Below are 18,252 nucleotides of genomic sequence, written 5' to 3'. Positions count from 1 at the left end.
CGACTATTTTTGCAGAGGTTACCATAAATAGCGCGGCCAGTTTTATGCTAGTGGATCAAAGCGCTGCAAAACCTCAGCATCAAGCGCCATCGGCTCTCCGCGAAGCTCTGCGCTCAGCTTGGCCATAAACTGCACCAGAAAACGCGCATTGTGCACCGCCATTGCCCTGCCCTTTTCTGTCTGCATCGTTTTCGGTAAACGCAGCAGCTTGCACTGGAAGTGATCCAGCGCATACGTTTTGTCATCCAATTCCCGCCGGTCAGCAAAGGGATCGCGGGCATCAAACAAGCTATTGTTCAGCGCGCCGGACACCGCAAATACGCGCGCCAGCCCTATCGCCCCCAGCGCCTCAAGGCGATCGGCATCCTGGACGATTTTCGCTTCTTCGCTTTGCGGAGCAATTGCCGCGCTAAAACTGTGGGCTTCAATCGCGTGTAAAACCGCCGCGTAGCGTTCCGGGGGGAAATCAGGAAAAGCGGACTGAAGGATAGCCAGCGTTTTTTCCGCAGCCATCGCAGAAGAACGGCTTCGCTCAGGATGGTTTTTCGCCAGGCTGACAATGTCATGAAAGTAGCAGGCAGTGAGGATCACCAGGCGGTCGGCAGCGGTCTCTTCGGCCAACTGCTGCGCGGTAGCCCATACCCGGCGGAAGTGTGAAATATCGTGAGCAGCATCCTCTTGCCCGTGATGTTGGCTTAGCCAGGCTTCAAATCGTTGCTGCCAGTGATAAAGGTCCATGCGCGTTCCTTTGATATAAGGCCAGCAACGAGCATAGCAATTTTAATCGTGATGTTCATACATCTGCGGATTAGGACGCGTGTACCAGGCGATCGCCCCGAGAAGGGTCCCGACAATACCCAACACAAGAAAACCCAGCAGCGCGCCAATCCATTTTCCTGCCGTTGAGCCGAGCTCGCCGTCAATCGTGGCGCCGGGCACGCTTTCAATCTTCCCCACAACCCACCAGTAACGCGCCATCGCCCACAGGAAATAGCCGCAAAAGGCGTAAAATGCCCACAGCGCCAGTTTCCCGCCAGGACTTCTTTTCGCTTTATCTTCCATTCATTTGTTCTCCATCTACTTCACAACCCCTATCACCCACCGGTAAAAATGTGATATCGGTCACATTATATAGCGAAAACGCCTGCAAAACAGCAGATCCCTCTCTCACGGGTTCGATTTTGCGCACTGGTCGGGAGCACGACCCTATCGCCTGCTACATATAGTCAATGAATTCATTTCGTTTTTAAATAATACAAATTAATGAATATAACTGAATTTCTGAGACCATATTCACCCCCACCTTCCCTGCCTCAAATATCATATTTGCTTGCTCGCCCTTCGCTTTATCTTTACAGAAAAGTGGCGGCAATAAGAGATTGAGAAATAAACATATAACATATAAATACAACCCCGCAATTCATAGAGCACATGAAGCTTATGGACAACAAAAATCATACAAAACCAATCATAAACCAATGTTATTAAAAGACATAAACACAATAAATAAATTTTCAAACACCAATACAATTTAAATATAATGAATAGAACAGAAACATTTTGTAATATTAGATATAATTTAGTTACATTTTTAATTTAAAGAAAAATGAACTTCGTCGTTAGTATTTAATAGTCACCCCGGAAGGAATGACACAATTCATATTAATTATAATCAAAAGGGAATATATAATGAAAAGAAAAGTACTGGCAATTCTGGTTCCAGCTTTATTAGTTGCTGGCGCGGCTAATGCAGCAGAGATCTATAATAAGAACGGCAACAAACTGGATTTCTACGGCAAAATGGTTGGCGAACACATCATGACCCATGATGGCGGCAACAACAACTCTGACGATACCTCCTATGCGCGTTTCGGCGTCAAAGGCGAGACCCAGATTAGCAATGAACTGACCGGCTATGGCCAGTTTGAATACAACATCAAAGCGGACAAACCGGAAGGTCAACAGGGCAGCGCTACTCGTTTAGCATTCGCCGGTCTGAAATTCAGCGACTACGGTTCATTCGATTATGGTCGTAACTACGGCGTGGTTTATGACGCGGCGGGTTACACTGATATGCTCGTTGAGTGGGGTGGTGACGGTCTGGTTTACACCGATAACTTCATGACCGGCCGTACCAACGGCGTAGCAACCTACCGTAACACCGACTTCTTCGGCATGGTGGATGGCCTGAACTTTGCTCTGCAGTATCAGGGTAAAAACAACGATACCACCGCGAAAAAATCAAACGGCGACGGTTTTGGTTTCTCCGTTAACTACAACTTTGACGGCTTCGGTTTCGTTGGCGCCTACAGCAACTCTGACCGTACTGATGAACAAGCTGCGGACCGCAGAGGCGAAAAAGCTGAAGTCTGGAACCTGGCGGCTAAATACGATGCAAATAGTCTGTATGCATCAGTCATGTACGGTGAATCCCGTAACATGACTCCGCTGGAGAAAACGACTTTTGGCAGCTTTGCCAATCACACCCAGAACATCGAAGCCGTTGTTCAGTATCAGTTTGATTTTGGCCTGCGTCCATCCCTGGGCTATGTCTACGCGAAAGGTAAAGACCTGGGCGCCAAAGAAGACACTAATGCGGATATCATGAACTACGTTGAATTGGGTGCCTGGTACTATTTCAACAAAAACTTCAACGTTTACACCGCATACAAATTCAATCTGATCGATGATGAAGACGCGGCGGTAAGTGGCGCAGCCACCGACGATCAGTTCGCCGTGGGTATCACCTACCAGTTCTAAGACTGCCTGGTTAATCTAAAGCCCGCCTCGTGCGGGTTTTTTCGTTTTTACCAACGACTCCTCGTCCTGCATCGCGAATATCGCTACACGGCAGAAAGATGAGGCGTTGCGATCTATCAACGATTGCTCCGCAGTAAATCATGAAGATGATAATTATAGCCCCTTCGAGGCGTGATATCCTTTGTGACGGGAGACGTTGGAAGAAAATTACGTCATCATGCAAATGATATAATTAACAATAAAAAAACAAAAAACTCACAATATTTTCACTCCCCGCCCTCAGCCCTATCCGGGAGATTTAAACTGTTTTTTCTTCTTGAGCGCAGCAACGTCCGCGCATAAATACCGTAACAGTAGACAAGTTAATACCGCAGCTCTGCCTGATATGACCGCACCAGAGCTCACGCCTCCGATTGCTTTCCGGCTTTTATATCGCCGCCATTCGGCATTATCATATCCATACAAGCTCGGCCAGAGAAACGTAAAACAATACCCGCCGAGGAATATGTCCACGGTAATAAAAACCCGGGTTGACACCGACCACGAGTTGGCGTCAAATACTTATATTCCAGGGGCTCATTGCTTATATCGACCGTGCATTCAGTCTCTTAACCGCCCTTTTCAAAATTGATGTAAATCAATAAATGATTAATTACACCTTGAAAAAAAATATATCCAGAGAAGCGGTCAGGTACATTATCGTTGGCCTGGCAAATACAGCCATTACGGCAGTTGTTATATTTGGCCTGATGCATGTCGGCGTGGGAGTCTACCTTTCAAATGCAACAGGTTATGTCGCTGGCATTATTTTCAGTTTTGTTATGAATGCGAAGTTCACTTTCTCAACGACATTGAGTCCCCTGAGATTTATCAAATTCGTATCCACATGCGCTTTTTGTTACATTTTAAATTTAATAGCAATGAAAGTTTTTTTCATTGTCATACCTAATGCTATTTATACAGCGCAAGTTGTAGGCATGGTGATTTACACAACAGCTGGTTTTATTCTAAACAAATACTGGTCAATGAAATGAAAGAAATTAATATAAACCACACGAGGAGCAAAATACCTTCGTTAGCAATCGTTGTTCCTTGTTATAATGAAAAAGAGGCCTTTCCATACTGCCTGGAGGGGCTTACCACGGTATTACAAAACCTCCTTGCAAAAGAAAAAATCGCTCGAAATAGTTATATCCTCTTTGTCGATGATGGCAGTAAAGACAACACCTGGGAACAAATTAAATCCACATCACAGGAAAAGTCATTCGTCCGCGGTCTGAAATTATCAAGGAACCGGGGCCATCAGATCGCCCTGCTGGCGGGGTTGGCAAACGCGGATACGGACGTTACCGTAAGTATTGATGCAGACTTACAGGATGATATAGGTTGCATTGAGAAAATGATCGACAAATATCATGAAGGGTTTGAGATTGTTTATGGCGTACGCGACAACAGGAGTAGTGACTCAGTATTTAAAAGGGCAACAGCCAATAAATTTTATTCTCTGATGTCAGGGCTGGGTGTCAATCAGGTTCCTAACCATGCGGACTTCCGGCTTCTTAGCCGTACAGCGTTGACAGCATTAAAAGATTTTAAAGAACAAAATTTATATTTAAGGGGGCTAATTCCGCTGTTGGGTTATAAGTCCAGCAGCGTTTATTATAGCAGAGATGAAAGGGTTGCAGGCGAATCAAAATACCCCTTAAAAAAGATGGTAGCACTGGCGTTAGAAGGAATAACGTCTCTGACAATTACTCCATTACGTATGATCGCCGCCGCTGGGGTTGCCACATGCCTTCTATCTTCACTAGCGGCAATCTATGCCTTCATTGAGAAGCTCCTGGGAAATACCGTTGCGGGTTGGACATCTGTAATGATTGCGATTTTCTTCCTTGGCGGTGTCCAGATGCTTTCTTTGGGGATAATTGGCGAATACGTTGGGAAAATATATATGGAATCCAAAAATCGGCCCAAATATTTTATCGAAGAGGTAGCAAAACACGAAATGAGAGGCGAGCAATGAACACTGAGGACGAACGGATGACGTCTTACTCTAAAAAAATTATTGCAATGCTTTACCTCGCGGCAATTTTCTTAGTTTATAGCCCAACGATTATATTTAGTTACGCATTTTCAGATGACTGGTCGACACTTTCCGATGTTTTTTCAGGGAAAGGTTCTCCGTTTCAATGGGATATGCAATCCGGCAGACCCTTGTATGCCGTTGCCAGACGGCTTGCCTTTACGCTAGTTCACAATATCGATGACCTTGCCTATCTTAGATTTTTTACCGTAATATCGGTATTTATGTTTTGCTTTTTTCTTTTTTCATTTATAGAAAAAAGAAACATATTCGAGCGTAAAATAACAACGATCGTATTCCCTTTATTAATATGCCTGACGCCCGCAGTACAGGTTTATAATTCCTGGGCGACATGTTTCCCTTTTGTACTCTCCATACTCCTTGCCGGAATAAGTTATGCGACATTAAAACCGATCAATAAGAAAACGACAATTATAAGATTTGCAGCATCCGTCATTATTTTATGGTTTGCATTTGCCATATATCAACCAACGGCGATGGCATTTTTATTTTTCGTCATGCTTGATAACTGTCTGAAAAAAGACAAACCCTTTTCCATCAACATTGTTTTAATCAGTGGCGCAGTTTTATTTATCGGCATGCTTGGCAGCCTGCTATTTTCAAAATTTGTACCTGTATGGTTATATGGCAGTTCAATTGCACGTGCCGAGTTAACTAATAATCCACTTGAGAAATTACGATGGTTTATAAAAGAACCGTTGATTAACGCTATCAACAACTTTAATATAACTCCAGGCACCTTTTTCACAACGCTCTCATTAATAATTTGCGCAATAGGTTTACTTTCAATAATAAAAGGCAAATCAGGCCCGATTAAGGTTCTTATGTTTATTATCATGGGGATTGGCGCCTACTCTCCAAACTTATTAGTCAAGGAAAACTGGGCTGCATATAGGTCACTGATAGCACTGGAATTCTTCACATGCGCTCTTATTATTATTGGGTTAGATGCCTTGACAAGCAAACTCAACATAGCAAAAAAAGCGCTACCCATATTGACGGTATTCGCGATGATCGCTGCATCATACAATATCTTTAATGGTTTCATTATCCCACAAAAATCGGAGTTAAACGCATTAGCCAGCGCGCTTTCCTACAAGGTGGGGAAAACATTTACAGGGGATGTTCTTTTTGACATTCAAGATCCTGCCTATAACGCCTTTACTAAAACACAACGTTATGACGAGTTTGGCAATATTTCCCTTGCGGCTCCCTGGGCTATCAAGGGGATGGCGGAGCAAATCTTAATTAGCAAGTCAATGCATTTCAGGCTTCCCGAGAATGTTATTCTGACGGCAAAGGAGCAATGCGCCACTGATTGCATCATTATAAAAACGGGCGATGCGATGAGGAGTTCAACCTCCAACTATTGAAACTTTTCGCCACCCCACATACCGGTATATGATCCCGCGCCAGATCCGCGCGGGATAGTTTTTATCCCGGCAGCTCGGGCCTGGGTCATAAGTCTCTCTATCACCTCACAGCGCTCGACAGTAACCCATGCTTCCAGTGCTTTTCTGAGTTCGCTCCTTTTCATCCATCATCCCTTCTCTTGAGGATATCCTTACAGAATCCGAGTGTAGCAAGGGCAGTTAACTGCTTTGTTATCTGTGATGCAAGACGGGCTAAGCTATTGTAAAGAGTGTGAGCTTGTGAACTAAAGAGGATAAAAGTGGATGCCCAACAAGAGGCAACATGGTAAAAAAGACAGCGTTAGAGGCGAGAAAACAGAGCGATAGAAAGAAATTTTAATGCAGGGATTCATGCAGGGCAAAATCAAAAGCGCTTTGCGACTGGTTGATTTTGTTGAATAGTGGCGGAGAGAGGGGGATTTGAACCCCCGGTAGAGTTGCCCCTACTCCGGTTTTCGAGACCGGTCCGTTCAGCCGCTCCGGCATCTCTCCGCTGTTGAGGTTGCTATAATGCCAGGTTCTTTGGCATTTTAATAGTTCCTGTCTCTTTAATTCAGTTCAAGTGACGACTTTGCGAGCAATATGATGTTTAAATGGCCCTGGAAAGTAGATGAAGAGTCCGGCAACGCGGAAATCCCCTGGGAAAAGGCGCTTGCCATCCCTGTATTAGCCAACCTCTCCGACCATGAGCAGCAGCAGCTGGCGCAAATGGCATCCCGCTTTTTGCAACAGAAGCGTCTGGTTGCATTACAGGGGCTGGAGCTCACTCCCCTACAGAGCGCTCGTATCGCGCTCCTGTTTTGCCTGCCGGTTCTCGAACTGGGCATCGAGTGGTTAGATGGTTTTCACGAAGTGCTTATCTACCCTGCCCCCTTCGTTGTCGACGACGAATGGGAAGATGATATCGGCCTGGTGCATAGCCAGCGAATCGTGCAATCAGGGCAAAGCTGGCAGCAGGGGCCCATTGTTCTAAACTGGCTGGACATTCAGGACTCCTTCGACGCTTCCGGTTTCAATCTGATTATTCATGAAGTGGCGCATAAGCTGGATACCCGCAATGGCGATCGCGCGAGCGGCGTGCCGTTTATCCCCCTGCGCGAGGTGGCTGGCTGGGAACACGATCTCCATGCTGCCATGAACAATATTCAGGATGAGATTGATCTGGTCGGTGAAAGCGCCGCCAGTATTGACGCCTACGCGGCCACCGATCCTGGCGAATGTTTCGCCGTACTCTCTGAGTACTTCTTTAGCGCGCCAGAGCTGTTCGCCCCGCGTTTTCCCGCGCTTTGGCAGCGTTTTTGCCTGTTCTATCGCCAGGATCCGCTGGAGAGATTACGTGAGAATACCCCACCGGATGACGGCAATAGCCCGGCAGTACACTAAAACAACGACCTGCACTAAATTTAGCCATTTGAATCAGCAAGTTAAATTTAGGGTTGACACAAAAATCCGAGACCAGTAGTATTCGCCCCGTTCACACAATTCCTCTGTAGTTCAGTCGGTAGAACGGCGGACTGTTAATCCGTATGTCACTGGTTCGAGTCCAGTCAGAGGAGCCAACTTCTTGTTTTCATGCATCTTCACGAATCTTTATACGATTTAGATTCAACAGGTTAGCGTGAAAAGTCTTCCTGATGCATTTTCATTTTCCCCTCCGCATCGGGCAAGATTGGTAGTCTGATTTGGGGTCATTTCAGTTTGATTATGGAGTGACCACCCTATGCCACTGAACGACACTAAAATCCGCAGCTTAAAATCATCCGCTAAACCTTTCTAAGTTTCCGACTCTCGTGGCCTGTACCTTTTAGTCAATCCAGGCGGTTCAATAATTACGTTGAATTTACTGAGCGGTGCTGAGCTTCGCGCAAGCCGATGCAATACGCCGCCCGGCTTCAGCTACTGTAGCGTTATCGGTGGCAATCGATAAGCGGAAATAGGGCGACAAGCCGTATGCGCTGCCGCCAACGCCGGACACGCCGCTTTCCAGCAGATAATCCAGCACGTCAGCTTCGTTTTCGATTTTTGCCCCGTCAGGCCGGTAACGTCCGATTAATCCGGCGCAGCGGCAAAAGACAAAGAAACCGCCCTGCGGCACCCGCAACTCCAGCCCGTCAATATTCGCCAGAATGTCGGTTATCACATCGCGCCGTTGTTGATATGCCGCAACCTGTGGTGCAATAAAATCCAGCCCGCCGTTAAAGGCTGCAAGCGCAGCCGCCTGACTCACCGAACTGGCACCGGAACTGATTTGCGACTGCACCACGGTCATGGCGGTAATAAGCGCCTTCGGCCCGGCACCGAAACCAATCCGCCAGCCGGTCATCGCATAAGTTTTGGATACGCCGCCCACCAGCAGGCTACGCGCCTGAAAATCATCGGCCACGTTGAGCAGATTCTGATGTTCACAGCCATCAAACAGAATCTGCTCATATAAGTCATCGAGCATGACCAGCACCTGCGGATGCCCGCGCAGGACGGCGGCCAGCGCCTGTAATTCAGCGGTAGAATATACCGCACCGCTCGGGTTTCCCGGATGATTGAGTACCAGCCAGCGGGTACGCGATGTAGTGCTGGCAGCCAGTTGTTCCGGCGTCAGTTTGTAACCCTGCTCCAGATGGCATTCGATAAACACCGGCGTGCCGCCGTTAAACCGCACGCTGTCCGGAAATGTCGGCCAGTACGGCACCGGTACAATCACTTCATCGCCATCATTAAGCGTGGCGGCAAAGGCATTGAAAATGACCTGCTTGGCACCGTTGGCAATAATGATGTCTGCAACAGCGAATTCCAGCCGGTTTTCCCGCTGTAATTTCTGCTGCACCGCCTCACGCAACGCCGGAATCCCCGGCGTCGGCGTGTATTTTGTTTCGCCACGCGCAATCGCCTCGTATGCTGCCTGTTTGATGTGATCGGGTGTATCAAAATCCGGTTCGCCAGTGGTGAGATCCAAAATATCCACCCCGGCTCTTTTCAGTTCATTGGTGCGCTGTTTCGCCGCCGCATTGGCGGAAAGTGACACGCGCTGAACGCGGTCTGACAAAGAAATCGTCATCGTAATTTTCCAACGCTAAAGTTAAGTCTGAGGGTTAAAGTCAGGCTCAGGCAGACCGAGGTTTTCACGCAGCGTGCTGAATTCGTATTCTTCACGGAACAACCCACGGCGACGTAATTCGGGGATCACCAGCTCAACAAACAGCGAAAGCTGTTCCGGCATCACTGCAGGCATGATGTTGAAACCGTCTGCTCCGCCTTCTTCCAGCCAGTGCTGGAAATCATCGGCGATATCTTCCGCCGTACCGACCAGCACGCGATGCCCACGCGAACCGGCAGCAATTGCGGCCAGTTCACGTAAGGTCAGATTTTCGCGATATGCCAGATCGGTCAGCAGTTTCACACGGCTCTGATTACCTTCACCGGCAGGCACATCCGGCACCGGCCCGTCGAGCGGAAACACGCTCAGATCCATATTAAAGCGAGTGGACAGCTGGCGGATGCCGTTATCAATATCCACCAGCGAATTCAGTTCGTGCCAGGTTTCGCGCGCCTCTTCCCGCGTGCGGCCGACAATGGGCATTACACCCGGCAAAATCAGCATATGCTCCGGATTACGTCCGGCCTCTTTCACCTGCTGTTTCTGCGCACGGTAAAATGTTTGCGCTTCTTCCAGCGTTGCGGCAGCGGTAAACACGACTTCGGCGGTGGCCGCTGCCAGTTTCTGGCCGTCAGCGGAAGAACCCGCTTCGATAATTACCGGACGCCCCTGCGGCGAACGGGTAATATTCAGCGGCCCCTGTACCTGAAAATACTTGCCCTGATGGTTCACCGGATTGATTTTCTCATTGACGAAATACTGACCGCTGGCATTGTCCGGCTGTACCGCCCCTTCCTGCCAGCCTTCCCACAGTTTGAACGTCACCTCGAGAAACTCATGCGCCACGGCGTAACGTTCGGCATGCGCGGGCATATCGTCACGGCTGAAATTACGCGCCACGTCCGTTGAAAACGACGTCACCACGTTCCACGCCGCCCGGCCGTGGCTGATGTGATCGAGAGAAGAAAAGCTGCGTGCCAGATTAAACGGATCGCTGAATGTCGTTGAAGCCGTGGCGGCCAGCCCGATATGGCGGGTTTGTACCGCCAGCGCCGACAGCAAGGTCAGCGGTTCAAGCCGCGCCATGGTGGACGGTAAACGGTAGACGCTGGTCGCCAGGGCATCGCCGATGAAGAACATATCGAATTTACCCTCTTCGGCTTTTCTGGCGATCCACGTCAGCCAGTCGATATCGGTCGGCGAACCGAGGTTTTCAGTTAAGCGCCAGCCACTGACGTGATGCCCGAGCGGCTGCACAAACAGACCAAGACGCAATTTACGCGTGTTTTCTGAAGAAGATGAAGAAGAGGTCATGGCGTTATCCCTGAGAATAATGATGAACTTCAGTTGCCCGCAGGGCTTTTTCGATATTTTCCGCTGCCACTGAGAACGGCAAACGGTCGGCATTTTCGGTGGAGAATTTCACTTCGCGGGCAATGGCCGCGATGATCGTGTCCCGGTCGCCATTCAGTGGCGGCAGTGCCAGCGGCGCGCCATATTCACGCAACAACCCCAGCAACTGCAGCTCCGGCTGGCCGTTATAGCTTTCCATCAGCGACTGCACCAGCAACCCGAAACCCACTTTCTCGCCGTGCAGCCAGTCATGCAATTCCGGCTGATGGGTGAAACGGTTGTGGATCGCGTGCGCCACGCCCGGCGCGGGGGTTTCATCGCGCATGCTGTTAGCCATACCTGCCACCGCGATATTAGCGTCGATAACTTTCATCAGCGCCGGCGTGACTTCATGACGGGCGTTGTCTTTCACCGCCTGAGCGCCATATTGTTCAAAGACGTCCACCGCCAGTTGTGCGGCCTGCACTTTCAGGTTCAGCGCCAGACTGTCGTCGCTTTTCTGTTTATACGGGCGGAATTCGTACCATTTAGCCAGCGCATCCACAATGCCTGCTTTGAGATAACGCACATCGTTTTGCGCAATCACATTCGTGTCGACCAGCAGCATAAGTGGCATACGCGACAATGGCTGGCTGCGCACATGCCCGCCGTGCTCATTATAAATGATGCTGACCGGCGACCAGGCGGCGCAGGTCGCGGCAACTGTCGGTATTGTCACCAGCCCGACGTCGGTCAGCAGGTTCGCCACCGCTTTGGCACAATCAAGCACCCGCCCACCGCCAATGCCCAGCACCAGCGTGGCGTTTTGTTCCCGCACGCTGACCAGATGTTTTTCGATAACCGCATCGGTGCATTCCGTGGTGAGAAAATTGACCTGCCAGCGAATACCGGCTGCCTTCAGGCTGGTTTCCAGTTGCGGATTCACCGCCCGCCACGCTTTCGGGCTGGTGATGATCGCGATATCGGAGGAATGAACGGCAAGCAGCTCACCGGTACGTGAAAGCAGGCCGGGCTGATGATGATAGGTCTGCGGTGATTTTATGGCGAACACATCGATGCCCTGTATTTGTCGTCTGGTTAAAGAGAAACTGCCCGTAATTAAACAGGAATTTGATATGGGATATATTCAAGTGTTATTAAAAACATCCTACGAGAATTGAAAAAATTAACAAAGTGCTAAGTGGGGATCCTTATTAACTTATTCTCAATAGCATAGATTGATTTTTGCTATAGTCGATAAACCCCTTGCATGCTGTGCTGGATCAAAGAAATGATAGTGTCAGGCAGGGCTAATTTAACGGGTAATGGTGCCAACTTACTGATTTAGTGTATGATGGTGTTTTTGAGGTGCTCCAGTGGCTTCTGTTTCTATCAGCTGTCCCTCCTGTTCAGCTACTGAAGGCGTGGTGCGTAACGGTAAAAGCACTGCCGGACATCAGCGCTATCTCTGCTCTCACTGCCGTAAAACATGGCAGCTACAGTTCACTTACACCGCCTCTCAGCCCGGTACACACCAGAAAATTATTGATATGGCCATGAATGGCGTCGGATGTCGCGCCAGTGCACGCATTATGGGCGTTGGCCTCAACACGATTTTACGACACTTAAAAAACTCAGGCCGCAGTCGGTAAACTCACGCATACAACCGGGCAGTGACGTCATTGTTTGCGCGGAAATGGACGAACAGTGGGGTTACGTCGGCGCTAAATCACGCCAGCGCTGGTTGTTTTACGCGTATGACAGGATACGGAGGACGGTTGTGGCGCACGTATTCGGTGAACGCACGTTGGCCACGCTGGAGCGTCTTCTTGGCCTGCTGTCGGCCTTTGAGGTCGTGGTATGGATGACGGATGGCTGGCCGCTTTATGAATCACGCCTGAAGGGAGAACTGCACGTTATCAGCAAGCGATATACGCAGCGCATTGAGCGGCATAACCTGAATCTGAGGCAGCATCTGGCAAGGCTGGGCAGGAAGTCACTGTCGTTCTCAAAATCGGTGGAGCTGCATGACAAAGTCATCGGGCATTATCTGAACATAAAACACTATCAGTAAGTTGGAGTCATTACCGCTAATTATCCTTTCTGCCCGCAGTGATTGAGAAATAGATGGACTTCATCAGCATTATTATGTCGGCGGGGAAAACCTCCGTCGATGTGGCGCTTTATACGCTGTTGCCAATCATGGTCGTCATGCTCATCGTGATGAAATATCTGGAGGTCCGCGGGGTACTGGACGCCATCGTTCGCTGGCTCGCCCCGCTGCTTAAGCCGTTCGGCTTAACCGGGATGAGCGCTTTTGCCCTGATTCAGATGAATTTTGTCAGCTTCGCCGCCCCGCTGGCGACCCTCGCGATTATGGATAAACGCGGCGCTTCGGACCGGCATATGGCCGCCACGCTGGCGATGCTTTTCGCCATGGGTCAAGGCAACGTTTTCTACCCGTTAACGCCCTTCGGCCTGCACTGGCTGGCCTCAATCATCATTTCGATTGTCGGCGGGCTGTGCGCCGCCGCGGTCACCTGGCATATCGCCGGCCGCAGGCTATCGATGGTTGAAAACGTGCGGGCCGACGCGCTGCCTGAGGCGGAGCAAAATAGCCAGGGGATTATCGCCGTTATCAACAGCGCCGGTGCCGACGCCATCCGCCTGGCCCTCGGCGCGGTGCCCATGCTGATCCTGTCGCTGGCCATCGTCGGATTTATGCAGGCGGCAGGCCTGATTGAGATGCTTCAGCGCCTGCTGCTGCCGCTGCTGCTGTGGCTGAATATTCCGGTTAACTTCGTGCTGCCGGCGCTGGTCAAATGCGTTGCCGGCGGTACGGCCTATTTCGGCGTGGTCTCCGAGCTCGTCCAGCAGGGTAAAGCGACCGTAAGCCAGATCAACGCCTCGGCGGGCCTGCTAGTGCAAACGTTCGATCTTCCCGGCATCGGCATCTTTCTGGGCGTCAGCTCGCGCTTCGTACGCCTGTTCCGCTTCGCCGCGATTGGCGCTATCGCCGGGATCGCCATCCGCACCGTGATGCACCTCACGCTATTCTGAGGCCGCCTCCTGCGAACGGAGACAGGCAGCGATATCCGCCTGCTCGCTACAGGCGATATGATGGTTAATGCGCGCCATCATCCACGGGAAAAACGGGTTGGACGTGACGCGCATCAGCGTATCCAGCCCGACGCTCAGGGTTGAGGTTTCCCCGCGTAACGAGATCGTGCCGATGCTGATCCCGTAGCGATTTTTCTCCGCCGGTTCGCGGCCATAGAGCGAGTCGGTCAGCGGAAACGGCACCGCCACGTGCGATAGCGAATACATATCCTGCGGCCAGGCGATATTCAGCGGCGTCACGGTTTCGCTTCGCATCCCGGCAAGCGTGGTGCGGGCCACCGTCTCGTAGGTGTCGGGCGCGGCGTTGGTAATCACCGTGGTGCCGTAGGGCCGAGGCGCCGGCGGCAATAACGTATTCACCGCCGAATAGAGCGAGGGACGAAATAGGGCGCGCAAATTCGCCGCCTGGTTAATGTCGAAAATCACCAGTTCGCTACCGTTATCCGGCAGATAACGATAGAGCGAATCCACCACCGCCCGGGTGCTCACCGTTGAATCCATCACCGACTGAAAAGTTAACACCGGCGCCAGTTCAGAAAGCCGCTGACGCTGCGCTTCCTGCACGATTTGCTGCTGCAGCGCCTGCGACAACAGCCATGACTGCCTTGCCGCCTTCACCGGGAACGAATTGTATTTATAGGGATTAAACTCCGGGACGACGTTCAGCCACGCCGCGCGAGCGAAAGCCGGAAATACAGAAGGTAAACCGGCCAGCCCGGCAAAACGCGCAAACGCGGTAACGCCAATCATCGGCGACAGCAGAATGACCTGCTGCGGCCGGCGCAGCGATTTATCCTCAAGGCTATCGAGGGCGTACTTCAGCGCCAGCGCCCCGCCGTTGGAGTAGCCCACCACGTGCAGCGGCGCGTCATCCCCCGCCAGCCTCGTCGCTTCGCGCACCGCAAGCCGGGTTGTCGCGATCCACTCTTCGCGGTCCACGGCGGTGAGCGCGCCGGGGGCGGTGCCGTGTCCGGGCAGCCGCGGCGCGACGGCGACAAATCCCTGCTGCTGATAGCGTTGCGCCAGATAGTGCACGCTGTAGGGCGAATCCGTCAGGCCGTGCAGCAGCACCGCCGCGCCGCGCGGTTTGCCCTGCGGCAGCAAAATAAAGGAACGGTTCCAGTCGGGATGAAACTTATCAGGATAGACCAGGCTTTGCGCGTAAAAGCGGTTAATAGCCGTTTTTTCATCGTCGCTCAGCGTGTCGGTAATACTACTTTTCATATCGCGGAAAATCGCCGCTTCCCGCGTCTGGTATTCGGCAAAAGTGGCGCGGTCAATCTCGCTGGCGCTCATTTCATTCGCCGTCCAGGTATGCCAGCGGTGCAGCGCCGGACCGCGCTGCGATTCGTAAATACGGCCAATAAAAAAGACGATCACGACCACCAGCAGCCCAATGATGGTTTTTTTCGCCACCGAGACTAATCTTAATCCCGACTTATTCAGCAGCCGGGTAAAACGCATCATTGCCATATTTCTGTCCGAATTATCTCTTTAGCTGCCAGGGTGGGCTATTATGCAGAAGGAATCCGATCCTGCGATTCACTTATTAAACATAGACTAAACCAACCGCCTGTTCTTATTGTCAGATGAGGAGCAAACATGAATTATCGCCGGAGTGTAACAGGTCAGGAATAAACAAATGGAATGGTGGATTAAGAAACTACGCGAGGCCTCGACGTCTACACATACCCACGCGGTTCTGCAAAGCGGCCAGCTAACCATCATTGCGGAACTCACTTCCTGCGGCCGGCGTTTACAGGAGGGCGATAAGCTGACGCCGTTGGCTAACGCGCTGTACTGCATTAACGACAATAAGTCGATCACCCTAAAAGTGCTCAACGCCACGCATTTCAGCGCTGAACGCTGGGGCGCCATCGCGAATATCACCGCGCATTAATCGACATCCCCCAGCATCAACTGGTTCTAATCTCAGTACTTTCTCAACTAAGCGGGTTAAATTGTCCTGCGCCTTATTCAGTCTGTGACATACTAAGCAAAACGTCAGCAGAGCAGAAACAAGGAGTACGTCATGAATCAGCAAGCCGCCAGGCTGACCCCAGAACAGGCGCTTACGCAGCTCGAAGCGCTCTATGAAAAATCGGTCAATGCGCTGCGTAAAGCCCTCGGCGATTATATTCACCATAATATCCTCCCCGAGAATAGCGCCCGTGCGGAAGGACTGTTCGTTTACCCGCAGCTGTCGGTGTCGTGGGACGGAGCGGAACATAAAGCGTTAAAAACCCGGGCCTGGGGTCGCTTCACCCATAGCGGTTGCTATACCACCACCATCACCAACCCTAAACTGTTTCGCGCCTATCTGCTGGAGCAGCTCACCATGCTGTATCAGGATTACGATGCCGCGATTACCGTCGGGCTGTCGCAGCATGAGATCCCCTATCCGTACGTTATTGATGGCTCTGAACTCACGCTCGATCGCTCAATGAGCGCCGGCCTGACGCGTTTTTTCCCCACCACCGAGCTGTCGCAAATTGGCGATGAAACCGCCGATGGCCTGTTTCATTCGACGGAATACTATCCACTTTCCCACTTTGACGCCCGCCGCGTCGATTTCTCGCTGGCGCGCCTGCGCCACTATACCGGCACGCCGGTTGACCATTTCCAGCCGTATATGCTGTTTACCAACTACACCCGCTACGTCGATGAGTTCGTGCGCTGGGGCTGTAGCCAAATTCTCGATCCCGAGAGTCCCTATATCGCCCTCTCCTGCGCGGGCGGGATCTGGATAACGGCGGACACGGAGGCACCGGAGGAAGCGATTTCCGATCTGGCGTGGAAAAAGCACCAGATGCCCGCCTGGCACCTGATAACCAAAGACGGACAGGGGATCACGCTGATTAATATTGGCGTCGGCCCGGCAAATGCCAAAAATATCTGCGACCATCTGGCGGTGCTGCGTCCGGACGTCTGGCTGATGATTGGCCACTGCGGCGGCCTGCGTGAAAGCCAGAATATCGGCGACTACGTGCTGGCCCATGCCTATCTGCGCGACGACCACGTGCTGGATGCGGTGCTGCCGCCGGATATCCCTATTCCGAGCATCGCCGAAGTTCAGCGCGCGCTCTACGACGCCACGAAGCAGGTCAGCGGCATGCCGGGCGAAGAGGTAAAACAGCGGCTGCGTACCGGAACGGTGGTCACCACCGACGATCGCAACTGGGAGCTGCGCTACTCGGCCTCAGCGCTGCGCTTTAACCTCAGCCGCGCGGTGGCTATCGATATGGAAAGCGCAACCATTGCCGCCCAGGGCTATCGCTTCCGCGTTCCTTACGGCACCCTGCTGTGCGTCTCCGATAAACCGCTGCACGGCGAGATTAAGCTGCCGGGACAGGCTAACCGATTCTATGAAGGGGCCATTTCCGAACATTTGCAGATTGGTATTCGGGCGATTGACCTGCTGCGCGCCGAAGGCGACCACATGCATTCGCGCAAGCTGAGAACCTTCAACGAACCGCCGTTCCGCTAAGCGCTGATATCATACGAGCAGAATACACTCAGTCCGGATCGCGTGAAATATTTACGCGGCCACCAGCCGGACTGAGCGTTATAAAATAAAGCGTTTATTTTTGTTAGGGGTAAAAATTCCTCAGAACACATCCATACGGTATATCCGCGCAATATTATTATTGCTATGCCAATTAAACAAACAAACATTTTATTAACATATCAGCATCATTTGCCCCGTGGTCATAAAACGCCCAGCTGGGGTCTGATTAACACGTGAATTGAGTCTCGTAACCTATTAAATTAATTAGATAAATTCACACGGAACAAAAAAGCGGTACAAAATAGCCAGCGCCAGGGAGAGATCAAAATAATCAAAGAGTTACCTATGGGCGCTACTCTACTCTGGAATCATCCTTTAATAGCGACAGGTTGTTTGCAACAAATACCTTGTTACTAAATTACCAGAGATAAAATTGCGCATGTCGACAGTAAGCAACCATGGATATGCTTATCTATCGCGACCGGCAATGTACTATTTTCGTAAAAGTATGGACGACAGCTTTATGAAATTAACCGTAGGGAATATCCGCCTGTTTATTTTATTAGCAACTCTTTTTTTCTGGACTGCCGCGATCGGGCTAATTTCCCTTATTGTATCCTGGTTTTAAGACCCTGACGGTGCGCAGGGAATGTTCTTGTGCCCCGGCGTTGCCACCATCGTGGCTATGGAATAGAAAGCAAAAAGCCCGCTTAAGTTTCCTTAAGCGGGCTTCTTAAATATGGCTCCTCTGACTGGACTCGAACCAGTGACATACGGATTAACAGTCCGCCGTTCTACCGACTGAACTACAGAGGAATCGTTTGAACGAGGCGCATATTATCGATGGCGCCCCACCTTGTCAAAGGCTGTTTTCACATTTCAAACCGTTTGCCGAATAATTCTCCACTTTGGGCGAAAAGTCCCG

Annotated in this window: 15 protein-coding genes and 3 tRNA genes; 10 read left to right on the top strand and 8 right to left on the bottom strand. The window is 50.9% G+C overall.

What is annotated here, in order from left to right; genetic code table 11:
* Window positions 1-42: 42 nt before the first annotated feature.
* On the bottom strand, window positions 43-738 hold the full coding sequence (locus tag MKleb_RS09605; RefSeq protein WP_014229888.1) for a phosphohydrolase: 696 nt from the start codon (window positions 736-738) through the stop codon (window positions 43-45).
* Window positions 739-780: 42 nt separating this feature from the next.
* On the bottom strand, window positions 781-1,062 hold the full coding sequence (drpB, locus tag MKleb_RS09600; RefSeq protein ID WP_004852229.1) for a cell division protein DrpB: 282 nt from the start codon (window positions 1,060-1,062) through the stop codon (window positions 781-783).
* A 627-nt stretch (window positions 1,063-1,689) separates the two neighbouring features.
* Here drpB and MKleb_RS09595 point away from each other — a divergent pair.
* From MKleb_RS09595 to MKleb_RS09580, 4 genes are all read left to right on the top strand, one after another.
* Window positions 1,690-2,760, top strand: coding sequence for a porin (locus MKleb_RS09595; protein WP_025106098.1), 1,071 nt, complete (start codon window positions 1,690-1,692; stop codon window positions 2,758-2,760).
* 644 nt (window positions 2,761-3,404) lie between these two features.
* Window positions 3,405-3,794 carry a GtrA family protein gene (locus MKleb_RS09590; RefSeq protein WP_025106097.1) on the top strand — a complete coding sequence of 130 codons (390 nt, stop codon included), beginning with the start codon at window positions 3,405-3,407 and terminating at the stop codon, window positions 3,792-3,794.
* Window positions 3,791-4,783, top strand: a complete 993-nt coding sequence (locus tag MKleb_RS09585; RefSeq protein WP_014229891.1) for a glycosyltransferase family 2 protein — start codon at window positions 3,791-3,793, stop codon at window positions 4,781-4,783. Before MKleb_RS09590 ends, MKleb_RS09585 begins: the two co-directional genes overlap by 4 nt.
* Window positions 4,780-6,237 (top strand): glucosyltransferase domain-containing protein, encoded by a 1,458-nt coding sequence (locus MKleb_RS09580; protein WP_025106095.1) that lies wholly within the window; start codon window positions 4,780-4,782, stop codon window positions 6,235-6,237. Before MKleb_RS09585 ends, MKleb_RS09580 begins: the two co-directional genes overlap by 4 nt.
* A 441-nt stretch (window positions 6,238-6,678) precedes the next feature.
* Here the strand turns inward: MKleb_RS09580 and MKleb_RS09575 are convergent.
* Window positions 6,679-6,768: transfer RNA gene (locus MKleb_RS09575), tRNA-Ser, on the bottom strand.
* 90 nt (window positions 6,769-6,858) lie between these two features.
* On the opposite strand from MKleb_RS09575, the gene mtfA reads away from it, so the two are divergent.
* The gene (gene mtfA, locus MKleb_RS09570; protein ID WP_161505340.1) at window positions 6,859-7,659 is read left to right on the top strand and encodes a DgsA anti-repressor MtfA; all 801 of its coding nucleotides are present in this window, start codon (window positions 6,859-6,861) and stop codon (window positions 7,657-7,659) included.
* Between the two features lie 100 nt (window positions 7,660-7,759).
* Window positions 7,760-7,835: transfer RNA gene (locus MKleb_RS09565), tRNA-Asn, on the top strand.
* A 281-nt stretch (window positions 7,836-8,116) separates the two neighbouring features.
* Here the strand turns inward: MKleb_RS09565 and MKleb_RS09560 are convergent.
* From MKleb_RS09560 to MKleb_RS09550, 3 genes are read right to left on the bottom strand one after another with little or no spacing between them, the layout of a single operon-like run.
* Entirely contained in the window at window positions 8,117-9,328 is a 1,212-nt protein-coding gene (locus tag MKleb_RS09560; RefSeq protein WP_025106094.1) for an aminotransferase class I/II-fold pyridoxal phosphate-dependent enzyme, read from the bottom strand.
* Between the two features lie 21 nt (window positions 9,329-9,349).
* Complete coding sequence (locus tag MKleb_RS09555; RefSeq protein WP_025106093.1) at window positions 9,350-10,681, bottom strand: LLM class flavin-dependent oxidoreductase; 1,332 nt, start codon at window positions 10,679-10,681, stop codon at window positions 9,350-9,352.
* Between the two features lie 4 nt (window positions 10,682-10,685).
* Complete coding sequence (locus MKleb_RS09550; protein WP_025106092.1) at window positions 10,686-11,771, bottom strand: iron-containing alcohol dehydrogenase family protein; 1,086 nt, start codon at window positions 11,769-11,771, stop codon at window positions 10,686-10,688.
* 304 nt (window positions 11,772-12,075) lie between these two features.
* Here MKleb_RS09550 and MKleb_RS09545 point away from each other — a divergent pair.
* Window positions 12,076-12,773 (top strand): IS1 family transposase gene (locus tag MKleb_RS09545; protein ID WP_223274117.1). Its coding sequence is split into 2 segments (ribosomal slippage): window positions 12,076-12,325 and window positions 12,325-12,773, totalling 699 coding nucleotides; the frame shifts between segments, so codons are not numbered across the junction.
* Between the two features lie 53 nt (window positions 12,774-12,826).
* Window positions 12,827-13,759 carry a nucleoside recognition domain-containing protein gene (locus tag MKleb_RS09540; protein ID WP_014229906.1) on the top strand — a complete coding sequence of 311 codons (933 nt, stop codon included), beginning with the start codon at window positions 12,827-12,829 and terminating at the stop codon, window positions 13,757-13,759.
* On the opposite strand, the gene MKleb_RS09535 is transcribed toward MKleb_RS09540, so the two are convergent.
* On the bottom strand, window positions 13,751-15,292 hold the full coding sequence (locus MKleb_RS09535; protein ID WP_376707883.1) for an alpha/beta hydrolase: 1,542 nt from the start codon (window positions 15,290-15,292) through the stop codon (window positions 13,751-13,753). The two genes, MKleb_RS09540 and MKleb_RS09535, sit on opposite strands and share 9 nt — an antisense overlap.
* Window positions 15,293-15,461: 169 nt before the next feature.
* On the opposite strand from MKleb_RS09535, the gene MKleb_RS09530 reads away from it, so the two are divergent.
* The gene (locus tag MKleb_RS09530; protein ID WP_014229908.1) at window positions 15,462-15,719 is read left to right on the top strand and encodes a histidine kinase; all 258 of its coding nucleotides are present in this window, start codon (window positions 15,462-15,464) and stop codon (window positions 15,717-15,719) included.
* A 132-nt stretch (window positions 15,720-15,851) separates the two neighbouring features.
* On the top strand, window positions 15,852-17,306 hold the full coding sequence (locus MKleb_RS09525) for an AMP nucleosidase (protein ID WP_163586147.1): 1,455 nt from the start codon (window positions 15,852-15,854) through the stop codon (window positions 17,304-17,306).
* Between the two features lie 761 nt (window positions 17,307-18,067).
* Here the strand turns inward: MKleb_RS09525 and MKleb_RS09520 are convergent.
* A tRNA-Asn gene (locus MKleb_RS09520) sits at window positions 18,068-18,143 on the bottom strand.
* Window positions 18,144-18,252: the final 109 nt, after the last annotated feature.

It is taken from the genome of Klebsiella sp. PL-2018 (genome assembly GCF_019048985.1).
GTDB lineage: Bacteria > Pseudomonadota > Gammaproteobacteria > Enterobacterales > Enterobacteriaceae > Klebsiella > Klebsiella michiganensis.
The sequence above is the reverse complement of the archived record's forward strand: the minus strand, read 5'-3'. Positions and strand labels throughout refer to the sequence as shown.